The 13,967-nt window shown below is 57.8% G+C and carries 9 protein-coding genes and 1 other RNA gene; 5 read left to right on the forward strand and 5 right to left on the reverse strand.

The window, feature by feature from the left end; translation table 11 throughout:
* Positions 1-4: 4 nt before the first annotated feature.
* Positions 5-1,498 carry a Fe-S cluster assembly protein SufB gene (gene sufB / locus CBW22_RS01805; RefSeq protein ID WP_021506232.1) on the reverse strand — a complete coding sequence of 498 codons (1,494 nt, stop codon included), beginning with the start codon at positions 1,496-1,498 and terminating at the stop codon, positions 5-7.
* A gap of 7 nt (positions 1,499-1,505) precedes the next feature.
* Positions 1,506-1,880 (reverse strand): Fe-S cluster assembly scaffold SufA, encoded by a 375-nt coding sequence (sufA, locus tag CBW22_RS01810; protein ID WP_010616252.1) that lies wholly within the window; start codon positions 1,878-1,880, stop codon positions 1,506-1,508.
* A gap of 390 nt (positions 1,881-2,270) precedes the next feature.
* On the opposite strand from sufA, the gene CBW22_RS01815 reads away from it, so the two are divergent.
* Positions 2,271-2,675, forward strand: coding sequence for a hypothetical protein (locus CBW22_RS01815; protein WP_021506233.1), 405 nt, complete (start codon positions 2,271-2,273; stop codon positions 2,673-2,675).
* A gap of 30 nt (positions 2,676-2,705) precedes the next feature.
* Here the strand turns inward: CBW22_RS01815 and ydiJ are convergent, their stop codons facing one another.
* A complete protein-coding gene (ydiJ, locus tag CBW22_RS01820; protein WP_088515863.1) occupies positions 2,706-5,759 on the reverse strand; it encodes a D-2-hydroxyglutarate dehydrogenase YdiJ in 3,054 nt (1,017 codons plus the stop codon).
* Between the two features lie 204 nt (positions 5,760-5,963).
* Here ydiJ and ydiK point away from each other — a divergent pair, with 204 nt between their 5' ends.
* The gene (ydiK, locus tag CBW22_RS01825; RefSeq protein WP_021506235.1) at positions 5,964-7,076 is read left to right on the forward strand and encodes an AI-2E family transporter YdiK; all 1,113 of its coding nucleotides are present in this window, start codon (positions 5,964-5,966) and stop codon (positions 7,074-7,076) included.
* A gap of 330 nt (positions 7,077-7,406) precedes the next feature.
* Positions 7,407-7,514, forward strand: an RNA gene (gene rprA / locus CBW22_RS01830) — antisense sRNA RprA.
* 140 nt (positions 7,515-7,654) lie between these two features.
* On the opposite strand, the gene ppsA is transcribed toward rprA, so the two are convergent.
* Positions 7,655-10,042 (reverse strand): phosphoenolpyruvate synthase, encoded by a 2,388-nt coding sequence (ppsA, locus tag CBW22_RS01835; protein ID WP_088515864.1) that lies wholly within the window; start codon positions 10,040-10,042, stop codon positions 7,655-7,657.
* Between the two features lie 449 nt (positions 10,043-10,491).
* On the opposite strand from ppsA, the gene ppsR reads away from it, so the two are divergent.
* Together ppsR and CBW22_RS01845 are read left to right on the forward strand one after the other, a co-directional pair.
* Positions 10,492-11,319: a posphoenolpyruvate synthetase regulatory kinase/phosphorylase PpsR gene (ppsR, locus tag CBW22_RS01840; RefSeq protein WP_021506237.1), complete on the forward strand. Its 828-nt coding sequence runs from the start codon at positions 10,492-10,494 to the stop codon at positions 11,317-11,319.
* A gap of 150 nt (positions 11,320-11,469) precedes the next feature.
* Entirely contained in the window at positions 11,470-12,516 is a 1,047-nt protein-coding gene (locus CBW22_RS01845) for a 3-deoxy-7-phosphoheptulonate synthase (RefSeq protein ID WP_021506238.1), read from the forward strand.
* 6 nt (positions 12,517-12,522) lie between these two features.
* Here CBW22_RS01845 and CBW22_RS01850 read toward each other — a convergent pair whose 3' ends face one another.
* Positions 12,523-13,962: a protein adenylyltransferase SelO gene (locus CBW22_RS01850; protein WP_088515865.1), complete on the reverse strand. Its 1,440-nt coding sequence runs from the start codon at positions 13,960-13,962 to the stop codon at positions 12,523-12,525.
* Positions 13,963-13,967 lie beyond the last annotated feature (5 nt).

Raw genomic sequence — 13,967 nt, forward strand, 5'->3', positions numbered from 1 at the left:
GGCATCAGCCGACACTGTGCTCAAGGCTGATCGCTAACAGTTTTTGCGCTTCCACGGCGAATTCCAGTGGCAGCTCGGAGAAAACGTCTTTACAGAAGCCGTTGACGATCATCGAGATCGCATCTTCTTCGCTAATGCCGCGCTGCAGGCAGTAGAACATCTGGTCTTCACCGATGCGCGACGTCGTGGCTTCGTGCTCAAGCTGCGCGCTGTTGTTGCGCGTTTCCACATACGGGAAGGTGTGCGCACCGCAGTCCGGCCCAATCAGCATCGAGTCACACTGGGTGAAGTTACGCGCGTTAGTCGCAGTCGGCATGATTTTCACCAGGCCGCGGTAGGTGTTCTGGCTCTTACCGGCTGAGATACCTTTCGAGATGATGGTCGATTTGGTGTTTTTACCAATGTGAATCATCTTGGTACCGGTATCGGCCTGCTGGCGACCGCTGGTCAGCGCGACGGAGTAGAATTCGCCCACTGAGTAATCACCGCGCAGGATGCAGCTCGGGTATTTCCAGGTGATGGCTGAGCCGGTCTCGGACTGCGTCCACGACATCTTGCTGTGCTCGCCTTCACACAGCGCACGCTTGGTCACGAAGTTAAGGATACCGCCCTCGCCTTCTCCGCCCGGGAACCAGTTCTGCACCGTGGAGTATTTCACTTCGGCGTTTTTGTGGATGATCACTTCGACGACCGCTGCGTGCAGCTGGTAGGTGTCGCGCACCGGCGCTGAACAGCCTTCGATATAGCTGACGTAGCTGTCTTCATCAGCAATCAGAATGGTACGTTCGAACTGGCCGGTTTTCGCCGCGTTGATGCGGAAATAGGTCGACAGCTCCATCGGGCAACGCACGCCTTTCGGGATGTAGACGAAGGTACCGTCGGACGCCACCGCCGAGTTGAGCGCAGCAAAGAAGTTATCGTTGTGCGGCACCACGGTGCCAAGATACTTCTGAACCAGCTCCGGATGATCGTGGATCGCTTCACCGAAGGAGCAGAAAATAATGCCCTGCTCAGCCAGCTTGTCACGATAAGTGGTCGACACGGACACCGAGTCGAAAATGGCGTCCACCGCCACTTCTCTGCCTTCACGCACCGGCACGCCCAGCTGGTTAAACGCGTCTTCCACTTCTTTGGTCAGGTAATCGCTGGAGGCGACGCTGCCGGACGTCTGGGTGGCACCCGGTTCAGAGGCACAGCTGTCATCGCAATTGCCGCAGGACGGCGCGGAATAGTAGCTGTAATCCTGATAATCGAGCTTGTCGTAGTGCGCTTTCAGCCAGTGTGGCTCTTCCATCTCCAGCCAGGCGCGAAACGCCTTGAGACGGAACTCCAGCATCCACTCGGGTTCGTTACGTTTGGCCGAAATGGCACGCACCACATCTTCATTGATGCCGTGTGCCAGTTCGTCGGTTTGCAGCTGGGTGAAGAAGCCTTCTTTGTAGTTCAGGCTGCCTTCCCAGGTTTGTACATCGTCAGATGCTTCGCTGTGTCGTGACATATTTCACTTACTCGACGCCAAAGCTTTCACCGCACCCGCAGGCGTGCTGAGCTTTAGGGTTGTTGAATTTAAAAATCTGGTTCAGGCCTTCGCGGACATAATCCAGCTCGGTACCGTCAACAAACGGCATCGCCTGAAGCGGCACAAACAGTTTTGCGCCATATTGCTCGAACTGCAGGTCGTCATCGGCAGGCGCTTTCACCAGGTCCATAACGTACCCAAAACCGGCACAGCCGGACTGTTTCACACCCAGTTTCAGGCCCTTAACTTCCGGGTCCTGTTCCACCAGGCTGAGAATCTGTTTCGCTGCCGACTCGGTCAGCGTGAGCCCTTTCCAGACGAATTCGTCAGGTGAAAAAGACGCTGCATTTACTGATGACATAGTGCTACCTCGTAAGTCTGGGCCTTTTCAGGCTATCCCCCTATGGTAGTGATATCAGATATCACTTCAACCTCTTGTTTTGCAGGGATAATCATCTCGTGCTGTTTTTTACTGCTGCTTTATTAAGCATAGTCCCTTCCCACCAGCTTGTGCGCGCCATTCCCGCGCGCGCAGTCAGAACGTAACCTGTTCATAAGCCGTAAATTTTCCAGTTCGCTTTTTACGTTTATGCTCTGATTGATAGGTTACGCCTTTGCTGAATGTAAAGAGATTGTTATTGCCGATTTTTGTAACAGGCAAAGGAAATCAATAAAATTTCACGGCGGGAATTGCATTCCTGGCGCGGTTTAATATGATAATGATTATCATTAACCTACTTTGGGTGGCGACATGACGCTTTCCGTCTCAGCCTGGTTACAACACAAAATCGACGAATATAAGTTTTCGGTCCGCGATATCACCGTCGACTTCTATCTGGCTCAGGCAAAGCTCAACCGCACCGATTGTTCCATTGAACAATTACGTCGTTTTAACGATACCTGTCTCGACATGGCCGAAATCTGCCAGCTGAACGGCGACGATCACAGCTACCTGCACGCGATGGGCAAGCTGCACCACCGCTTAGTGCAGGAGATGGGCAATGCCGATCGCGATCGCCTGTTCCGTATTCAGGCTTACCAGCTGGCGCGCCTGTCGCTGACCCGTTTGTGTCATCAACTGGCGCTCAGCGGCGACTGGGACCAGGCGACCCGCCTGCAAAGTGATTTCGTCCGCCACGCAGGCTGGATATTCTAATCCAGCTTTGTGACGGCTCCTACAATTTGTTTACATCAATTCCAGCAAAGCCTGTAGCGGATGGCGCATACCGTTGCCCTCGGCGCGTTTCACCTGGCTGCGGCAGGAGAAGCCGGTCGCCAGACAGCGCTGACGCGGCAGCTTCTGCAGTTGCGGATGCCACGACAGTTCATAAATGCCCAGCGAGTTCGCCAGGTTTTTACTCTCGTGACCATAAGTGCCGGCCATGCCACAGCAGCCCACGTTGATGTTCTCCAGCTTCGCGCCAAAGCGGGCAAAAATAGCCTGCCACTGATTGGGCGTCGACGGCAGCGCCGTGACCTCGGTGCAGTGGGCAAACAGATACCAGGCTTCGCCGCTGGCGATCTGCTCCTCGCGCCCGGCCAGCACGCCGTGCAGCCATTCATGCACCAGCTGCACACTGAACGCGCCGCGCTGCTCGCCCAGCACCTGCTGATATTCGTCGCGATAGCACAATACCGTAGCCGGATCGACACCGACCATCGGCACACCGAGCTGCGCCACCCGATTGAGGAATTCAGCGGTTTTGCCGGCGGTGCGGGCAAAGCGCTGCAGAAAACCTTTCACGTGCTGCGCTTTCCCGTTAGGAGAGAACGGCAGCAGCACCGGCCGGTAGCCGAGTTTTTCAATCAGCCGGATGAAATCGGTCACCAGCTGCGCTTCGTAATAGCTGGTAAACGGATCCTGCACCACCAGCACGTGCTGTTCGCGCTGGGCCGCATCCATCGCCTCCAGTTGCTCCATCGTGACCCGCATCGCCGGGTGGCCGCTCAGCTGCTGCTTCAGGCTCGGCGAGGAGAGCAGCGGCAGATCCACCATGCCGATGTGGCGCTGGCTGAGGTCGCGCATCCACGGCTGTTTCAGGAAGAAGTTGAACACCCGCGGTGCTTTCGCCATCAGCGGCGCATAGCTTTCAACCGACGCCACCAGATGGTCGCTGACCGGGCGCAGATAGCGGGTGTGATAAAGCTGCAGGAAGCGCGAGCGGAAGTTCGGCACATCGATTTTAATCGGGCACTGCGTCGAGCAGGCTTTACACGCCAGGCAGCCGGACATCGCCTCTTTCACTTCATGCGAGAAGTCATATTCGCCCTGCTTCGCATGCCACGAATTGCGCGTGCGCTGAATCAGACTGCGCAGGCTGGCGCCCTGTGCTGGCAAGGCCTGCTCCAGCTCAAGCGGGTCAACGCCCTGCTCCGCCAGCAGGCGCAGCCACTCACGCGTCAGCGTGGCGCGTCCTTTTGGCGAATGGATACGATTGCGGGTGATTTTCATCGACGGGCACATCGGGCTGCGCACGTCAAAGTTGAAGCACAGTCCGTTGCCGTTACACTCCATCGCGCCGCGCCAGTCATTGCGTACCGTCAGCGGAATCTGGCGATCCCAGCTGCCGCGCGTGGCCGCATCGACCTGCATCATGGGTTCGTCGTTACCCAGCGGCGTACAGATTTTGCCGGGGTTGAGACGGTTATCCGGATCGAACGCCGCTTTGATGCGACGCAGCTCATTAAACAGCGTTTCGCCAAAGAACGCCGGACTGTACTGGGCGCGGAAGCCTTTGCCGTGCTCGCCCCACAGCAGACCGCCGTAGCGCGCGGTAAGCGCCACCACTTCGTCCGAGATCTGCTTCATCAGCCTCTCCTGCTGCGGATCGCACATGTCCAGCGCCGGACGCACGTGCAGCACGCCGGCATCCACGTGACCAAACATGCCGTAGCTCAGGCCGTGGCTGTCGAGCAGCGCACGAAAATCCACAATGTAATCCGCCAGATGCTCCGGCGGCACGGCGGTGTCTTCCACGAACGGAATCGGTTTGGCGCGCCCTTTGGCGTTGCCAAGCAGACCCACCGCTTTTTTACGCATGTTATAGATGCGCTCAATGCCCGCCAGATCATCACACAGCTGATAGCCCATCACGCCGCCTTGCTGCTGCGCCATCAGCTCATCCAGCCGCGCGCACAGCGTCGCCACCTGCTGCGCAATCAGCGCCGCATCGTCGCCGGCAAACTCGACAATATTCAGGCCGAGCATCTCTTTGCCTGGCACATCGGTGATCAGCTCGCTGACCGAATGCCAGACAATATCCTCGCGCGCCAGGTTCAGCACTTTCGAATCCACCGTCTCCACCGACAGGGCCTGCGCCTCGACCATAAAAGACGCATTACGCAGTGCGGAATCGAATGAATCGTACTTAATGTTCACCAGCCGGCGCACTTTGGGGATGGGTGTGATATCCAACCGGGCTTCGGTGATAAAGGCCAGCGTGCCTTCGGCGCCGCATAACAGGCGCGTCAGGTCGAAAGTTTGCAAATCATCACTGAACACATGGCGCAGGTCATAACCGGTGAGGAAGCGATTCAGTTTGGGGAATTTTGCCAGAATCAGTTCACGCTGGTCGCGGCAGCGGTTAAGCACTTCTTTGTAGATGCGCCCTTCAGCGGTCGGCGTCGTGGCCAGCTGTTCCGCCAGCGCGGTGGGCATGGCGCGCGTATCAAGAATTTCGCCGCCCAGCAGCACGGCACGCAGGCCTTCGACGTGATCGGAGGTTTTGCCATACACCAGCGATCCCTGACCGGAGGCATCGGTATTGATCATGCCGCCCAGCGTGGCGCGGTTACTGGTCGACAGCTCCGGAGAGAAGAAAAAGCCGTACGGCCTGAGCCAGGCGTTGAGCTGGTCCTTCACCACGCCGGCTTCTACCCGCACCCAGCCCTGCTCGGTGTTGATCTCAAGGATGCGGTTCATGTAGCGCGACATGTCGACCACAATACCCTGATTGAGCGACTGCCCGTTAGTACCGGTGCCGCCGCCGCGCGGGGTAAACACCAGGCTGTTGAAACGCGGCTCACCAGCCAGTCGGGCGATCAGCGCCACGTCCGCCGTTGAACGCGGAAACAGCGCCGCATCGGGCAGGAGCTGATAGATGCTGTTATCGGTGGAGAGCGTGAGGCGGTCGGCATAGCTGGTCGCGGTGTCGCCGGTAAAACCTTGTTCTTTCAGCGACTGCAGGAATGTTAGCACCAGTTGAACGAGGCCTGGCGCCTGAGAAATCTGTGGGATCATTATTTCGTGACCGGGATGTTGTAAACGTTTGCGTGGTTAATTTTTTTCAGCTCTTGGTTGTATCACATTTTTTTGCCGCCCGCTGTTTTTTCAGGAAAACGGCCGCGTCGCGCTGCTTTTTCTGTTTAATTTTCAGGAAATAGATCATCATTGTGAAGGCGCCGCGGAGCGCCCTCCTGAAGGATTACTGAGGTCTGTGTTGTGATGAAAAGCCTGCAACGCGGTGTGGATCTACCGCAAATGTTGTTCTCGCTGATGTTTATTTTGCTGATGATCATTGCCTGTCTGTGGGTGGTGCAGCCGTTCATTCTCGGCTTCGCCTGGGCCAGCATGGTGGTGATTGCCACCTGGCCGCTGATGATTCGTCTGCAGCAACTGCTGTGGGGTCGCCGTTCGCTGGCGGTGATTGCCATGACGATTCTGCTGTTGCTGCTGTTTATTATTCCTATCGCGCTGCTGGTCAGCAGCCTGATTGATAACAGCGCGCCGGTCATCGCCTGGGCGACCCAGCGCCATCTGGTGCTGCCGGATCTCGCCTGGCTGCGCGATATTCCCTATGCCGGACGCAAACTCTATTCCAGCTACCATAAACTGATCGACGGCGGCGGCGCGGCGATCATGAGCCAGGTGCAGCCTTATATTGGCCGCACCACCGGCTTCTTTGTCGCCCAGGCCGGACACTTTGGCCGTTTCATGCTGCACCTTGCCCTGATGCTGCTGTTCAGCGTGCTGCTGTACTGGCGCGGTGAGCAGGTTGGTCTCGGCATCCGGCACTTTGCCTACCGCATGGGCGGACGGCGCGGTGACGCCGCCGTGCTGCTGGCCGGTCAGGCGATCCGGGCCGTGGCGCTCGGCGTGGTGGTGACCGCGCTGGTGCAGGGCGTGCTGGGCGGCATCGGCCTGGCGATTTCCGGCATACCGTATGCCACGCTACTGACCGTATTAATGATTCTTACCTGCCTGGTGCAGCTTGGACCGTTGATTGTGCTGGTGCCGGCAATTATCTGGCTCTACTGGAGCGGCGACACCACCTGGGGCACGGTGCTGCTGGTGTGGAGCTGCGTGGTCGGCACGCTGGATAACGTGCTGCGTCCGATGCTGATTCGCATGGGCGCCGATTTACCGATGATTCTGATACTTTCCGGCGTCATCGGCGGGCTGATCGCCTTCGGTATGATTGGACTGTTTATCGGTCCGGTCGTGCTGGCGGTCTCTTACCGGCTGGTTTCGGTGTGGATGCATGAAGCGCCGGCACCGGATGACGATCCGGAAACGGCCATCGAAGCACTGGCTGAACACGAAGAGCCGCAGCCGTAACGCGCTTCCGGCGCATAACCGGGCGCTCAGCCCGGTTTGCTTATCCGCTTTTCCCTCTCTGCTCCCAGCGCGATTTGCATTAGTCAGCCGTGGTTAACACTCATTAATCCGTACCACTTAATTTCGCGGCACAATAATTTTTTCCATTAGTGATTTTTAAGAAAAAACGCACTTTTCAGCGTTTAAGCCCGATCGCACCGATAAAATGATTATTTTTCGCACTGATTCCTGTGCCGGATGGGTGATAAAACGTAATGAAAGATTATCAGCTTTAAACTAATAAGAGGATTCTTAAAGACGCCAGCGGCGGCGGTGAATAACATGTTCACTATGTTTTAAATCAAGCCACTGATTTTTAAACAACCTTTTTCCCCTGAGTAAAGTGAAGAATTGCTGTGTGTAGTCTTTGCCCATCCCCTGTGATGGGCTTTTTTTTGCCTGCAATTCAGCGATAAACAGAGCGGCCCGGCGGCGAACGCCGTCAGCGCTGGGTTTATGGCAATCTTATATTTTGAAAAGTGGGATGGGAAAAGGGACAGGTGCCCGACGGTTGCCGGGCACCAGGCAGGTATAACAGATTACGCTTTGGCCGCGTCCAGCTCAGCCAGGCTCAGCCAGGTTTCCACCACGGTATCCGGGTTGAGCGACAGGCTGTCGATGCCCTGCTCCATCAGCCAGGCAGCAAAGTCCTGATGATCGGAAGGCCCCTGGCCGCAGATGCCGACGTATTTGCCCTGCTTCTTCGCCGCCTGAATCGACATCGACAGCAGCGCCTTCACCGCATCGTTGCGCTCATCAAACAGCGCCGACACCACGCCGGAGTCGCGATCCAGCCCCAGCGCCAGCTGCGTCATGTCGTTGGAGCCGATAGAGAAGCCGTCAAAGTGCTGCAGGAACTGCTCTGCCAGCAGCGCGTTGGACGGGATCTCACACATCATGATCACCTTCAGTCCATTCTCGCCGCGTTTCAGGCCCTGCTTCGCCAGCTCGGCCACCACAGCCTCGGCCTGATCGACGGTGCGTACAAACGGCACCATGATCTCAACGTTGGTTAGCCCCATGTCGTTGCGCACGCGCTTCACGGCTTCACACTCCAGCGCAAAGCAGTCGCGGAAGCTGTCCGCCACGTAGCGTCCGGCGCCGCGGAAGCCCAGCATCGGGTTTTCCTCTTCCGGCTCGTAACGCTCGCCGCCGACCAGGTTGGCATACTCATTGGTTTTGAAATCCGACAACCGCACAATCACCCGCTTCGGCGCAAATGCCGCGCCCAGCGTGGCGATCCCTTCGGTCAGGCGCGCGATGTAGAACTCCACCGGATCGTCAAAGCCTTTCATCATCTGACCAATCTGCGCCTGCAGTTCCGGTGTCTGCTGATCAAACTCCAGCAGGGCTTTCGGGTGCACGCCAATCATGCGGTTAATGATGAACTCCAGACGTGCCAGCCCAACGCCTTCATTTGGCAGGCAGGCAAAGTCAAACGCGCGATCCGGGTTACCGACGTTCATCATAATTTTCAGCGGCAGATCCGGCATGGTATCAACCTGCGAACTGGTAACTTCAAAGTCCAGCAGATCGTTATACACATAGCCGGTATCGCCTTCAGCGCATGACACCGTGACCTTATGACCGTCCTTCAGGTGCTCGGTGGCGTCACCACAGCCCACCACCGCCGGAATGCCCAGCTCGCGTGCAATGATTGCCGCGTGACAGGTCCGGCCGCCACGGTTGGTGACGATCGCCGACGCCTTCTTCATGATCGGTTCCCAGTCCGGGTCGGTCATGTCGGTGACCAGCACATCGCCTTTCTCGATGCGGTGCATCTCGCTGATGTCGTGAATCACCTTCACTTCACCCGCACCGATGCGATGGCCGATGGCCCGGCCTTCCACCAGCACGCTGCCTTTGCCCTGCAGGCTGTAGCGTTCCATCACCTGTCCGTTGGAACGCACCGTTTCCGGCCGCGCCTGCACGATGAACAGTTTGCCGGTGTGGCCATCTTTGGCCCACTCAATATCCATCGGACGCTGATAGTGCTGCTCAATCAGCACCGCCTGGCGCGCCAGCGCCTGCACTTCGTCATCGGTCAGGCTAAAGCGGTCTCGCTGTTCCTGTTCCACGTCCTCAATGCGCACCTGTTCGCCGTGCTCCTGCGAATCGGCATACACCATGCGGATCTTCTTCGAGCCCAGGGTACGGCGCACAATCGCCGGGCGATTAGCGGCCAGCGTCGGTTTGTGCACGTAAAACTCATCCGGGTTGACCGCGCCCTGCACCACCATTTCGCCAAGACCGAACGCCGAGGTGATAAACACCACCTGGTCGAAGCCGGATTCGGTATCAATGGTGAACATCACGCCGGAGGAGGCGAGATCGGAACGTACCATGCGCTGTACACCGGCCGAGAGCGCCACGCCACGGTGGTCGTAGCCCTGATGCACGCGGTATGAAATGGCGCGATCGTTAAACAGCGAGGCGAATACGTGCTTCACGGCCACCAGCACCGCGTCGAAGCCCTGCACGTTCAGGAACGTTTCCTGCTGGCCGGCAAACGAGGCATCGGGCATATCCTCGGCGGTGGCCGAAGAGCGCACCGCAAAGGAGGCTTCGGCGTCATCAGCAGAAAGTTGTTCATAGGCGCTGCGGATCGCCGCTTCCAGCTCTGGCTGAAAAGGCGTATCCACCACCCATTGACGAATCTGTTTGCCGGCCTGCGCCAGCGCTGCAACATCATCAATATCCGTGTTGTCCAGCAATGCATAAATACGCTGGTTCAGTCCGCTTTGGTCGAGAAACTGATTAAAAGCGTAAGATGTCGTCGCGTAGCCGTTTGGCACGGATACCCCGAGCGACGACAAATTGGTAATCATTTCTCCCAGGGAAGCATTCTTGCCCCCTACCCGATCAACATCATGCATGCCAAGCTGGTTGTACCAGAGCACTAGCGACTGTTGGTCTTGATTGGACATTGAGATTATCCTTTTAAATGATTGGAGCACATGGAACATTTTGCTATTCGCCAAATCAGCCTGGCACAATCAATTAATAAAGACTAAGTGTTGAATCGTTAAAGCAGAAAATCAGCGTTAAAATCGGATTACTCCCCGAAAAGCGCCTTGTTGCGCAACGCAGCTATTTTTTGCCAACCTGTTGGCAATACGATATTTTTCACTTTTTCATGAGGTTAGCCGCGTTTTTTGTTGCGCAACGCTTGCCGTTTTTATTTTGCGCCCGCGCGGGCAAAAGCGAGAAATTAGCGCTGAATAACCTGGCATTTCATCTATGATGGGTAATCAGCGCAGCGTAAAAAATAGATTATTCGCCGGCCAGATATGGATATTTCATTTTACCCTTAGTGAAAATGAAATATTTTAGGCGATAATGTTACGCAAAAGTAAACAAAAGCATGAGGTCAACCATGAGCACTGAACGCAGCGTATTCTATATCTCTGACGGCACCGCCATCACCGCGGAAGTGCTGGGCCACGCGGTGCTGTCACAGTTTCCGGTGAATACCAACAGCGTGACGCTGCCGTTCGTAGAGAACGTGCAGCGCGCCCAGGCGGTGAAAGCCCAGATTAATGCGCTCTACCAGCAGAGCGGCGTGCGCCCGCTGGTGTTTTTCTCGATTGTCACACCCGAGGTGCGCGACATCATTCTGGAGAGCGAAGGCTTCTGCCAGGACATCGTGCAGGCGCTGGTGGCACCGCTGCAGAGTGAACTGGGCGTGGCCTCGATGCCGGTGGCGCACCGCACCCACGGCCTGACTGCCAGTAACTTAGGCAAATACGATGCCCGTATCGCCGCGATTGATTACACCCTGGCGCACGATGACGGTATTTCGCTGCGCGGGCTGGAAGATGCGCAGGTGATTCTGCTGGGGGTATCGCGCTGCGGCAAAACCCCGACCAGCCTGTACCTGGCGATGCAGTTTGGCGTCCGCGCGGCTAACTATCCGTTCATCGCTGATGACATGGATAACCTAAAGCTGCCGCCTGCGCTGCGCGCCCATCAGCACAAGCTGTTTGGCCTGACCATCGATCCGGAACGGCTGGCGGCGATTCGTCAGGAGCGCGCTGAAAATACCCGTTATGCGTCGATGCGTCAGTGCCGGCTGGAGGTCGGTGAAGTGGAAGCGCTGTTCCGCACCCATCAGATTCGCTATCTCAACAGCACCAATTACTCTGTCGAAGAGATCGCCACCAAAATCCTCGACATCATGGGCCTGCGCCGCAGCATGTACTGACCTCACCTGCCAGGTTGTAAAGCCTGGCTGCCGTCAGTAATGAATAGCCTTTTGATTTAGCTGGTTGAATTCACGGGCTAATGGTTTATTGTGATCATCATCACTTCCCGGTATTTCACCGCTGCGAAGAACAGATTTTTGAGAATCCCAATGAACAAAACTGATGAACTGCGCACCGCGCGCATCGGCACGCTGCTGACGCCGGCCGCGCTGGCGCAACAACACCCCATTTCGGCGGCGATTGCCGCTAACGTTACCGCCGCGCGTCAGCGCATCGCGCGCATCCTGACCGGTGAAGATCCACGCCTGCTGGTGATTATCGGCCCCTGCTCGCTGCACGATCCGAAGGCCGCGCTGGAGTACGCAGAGCGTCTCAATCTGCTGCGTGAACAGCACAAGGACCGGCTGGAAATTGTGATGCGTGCCTACTTTGAGAAGCCGCGCACCGTGGTCGGCTGGAAGGGTCTGATTTCCGATCCGGATCTCGATGGCAGCTTCGACGTCAACCGCGGCATCGCTATCGCGCGCCAGCTGCTGCTGGATATCAACGCCATCGGCATGCCAACCGCCACGGAATTTCTCGATATGGTGATCGGCCAGTTTATTGCCGACCTGATCAGCTGGGGCGCGATTGGCGCGCGCACCACCGAGAGCCAGATTCACCGTGAAATGGCCTCGGCGCTCTCCTGCCCGGTGGGCTTCAAGAATGGCACCGACGGCAACGTGCAGATCGCGGTTGATGCGATTCGCGCCGCGCGCGTCAGCCATATGTTCCTGTCACCTGACAAAACCGGGCAGATGACGATTTATCAGACCAGCGGCAACCCGCACGGTCACGTGATCCTGCGCGGCGGGCGTCAGCCGAACTATCACGCTGAAGATGTCGCCGCTGCGGCCGCCAACCTGCGCGACTTCAACCTGCCGGAACAACTGGTGATCGACTTCAGCCACGGCAACTGCCTGAAGCAGCATCGCCGCCAGCGCGATGTGGCGCAGGACGTGGCGGCGCAGATCCGGGCCGGTTCGCGGGCAGTGGCGGGAGTGATGATTGAGAGTTTCCTGCAGGAGGGGAATCAGAAAGTGGTGAGCGGCCAGCCGCTGACCTACGGCCAGTCGATTACCGATCCGTGCCTCGGCTGGGATGATAGCGCGGAGGTGCTGGCGCTGCTGGCGGCTGCCGTGGACAGCCGCTTCTGATGCCTGCTAGCTGGAGCAGCTTACCTCCAGCGTTTTTCCCCACTCCGGCGGCCGCTGGCGCAGTTCCGGACTGATGGCCGCCTCGTTAAACGGCTGCTGCAGCGCCAGATGTAATCTGGCCAGCGCCGCCGTTTCCCCCTGCTCAACCTCATCGATCACCTGCTGGGCCAGATAGTTGCGCAACACCAGCGCCGGGTTAGCCGCTTTCATGACTGCCTGACGCTGCGCATCGCTGACGCCATCCTGCAGCAGGCGCTGGCGATAGCCGTGATACCAGCGGTCGAAGGCGTCACGGTCGATAAACTCATCGCGCAGCGGTGAACGCGTCTCTGCCTGCTGCGTCTCGCTCAGCAGGCGGAACGTCAGGGTGTAATCGCTGTGCTCTGCCGTCATCAGTGCCAGCAGGTCAGTGAGAATGGCGTTATCCCCCGCATCGGCGGTCAGCAGCCCGAGCTTCGCGCGCATTTTCTCGCCCCACACCCGCATCAGCTCGCTCTCGTAATGGCTGAGCGCCTGTTTCAACTGCTCAGTGCTCAGCAAGCCGGACAGCGCATGCGCCAGGCGGTTAAGATTCCACAAGCCGATCATCGGCTGGTTGCTGAAGGCGTAGCGCCCCTGATAATCGCTATGATTACAGATGAAATCCGCATCGTAGTCATCAAGGAAACCGTAAGGCCCGTAATCGAGCGTCAGGCCGAGGATCGACATATTATCGGTATTCATCACGCCATGCGCGAAGCCGACGCTCTGCCATTGCGCAATCAGGCTGGCGGTGCGTTTGACGATATCGGTAAACCACAACAGGTAGCGATCGGCCTCCTGCTCCAGCTGCGGCCAGTGATGATGAATCGCGTAGTCCGCCAGCTGGCGCACTTTCTCCGGCTCACCGCCGTAATAGAAATGCTCGAAGTGACCAAAACGCAGATGGCTGTCGGCGATGCGCATCAGCATCGCGCCGCGCTCGCGGGTTTCACGCTGGACCGGTTCGTCGCCAATGGCCAGCGCCAGCGCGCGCGTGGTCGGGATGCCAAGATGGTGCAGTGCTTCCGAGGCGAGAAACTCGCGCACGCTGGAGCGGATCACCGCGCGGCCATCGCCCATGCGTGAATAGGGGGTCAGGCCCGCGCCTTTCAGATGCCAGTCACGTTTGCGGCCGTCGGCCAGTTGCTGTTCGCCCAGCAGCAGACCGCGTCCGTCGCCCAGCTGGCCAGCCCACACGCCAAACTGGTGCCCGCTGTAGACCTGCGCCAGCGGCGACATGCCGGGAAGTAACGCTGCGCCATACCACACGCCATGGCCTTTGCCAGCAAACAGCGCGGCATCCAGGCCCATCTCCTGCGCCAGCGGGCCATTGTGATAACACAGCCGCCCGCCAGCAAGCGGCGTTGGGTCCAGCGCGGTGTAGAATCCCGGCAACGTCTGCTGCCAGCTATTAATAAATTGCATCGACA

Origin of the sequence: Pantoea sp. VS1 (assembly GCF_002207995.1) — a bacterium.
GTDB classification, from domain to species: Bacteria; Pseudomonadota; Gammaproteobacteria; order Enterobacterales; family Enterobacteriaceae; genus Pantoea; species Pantoea dispersa.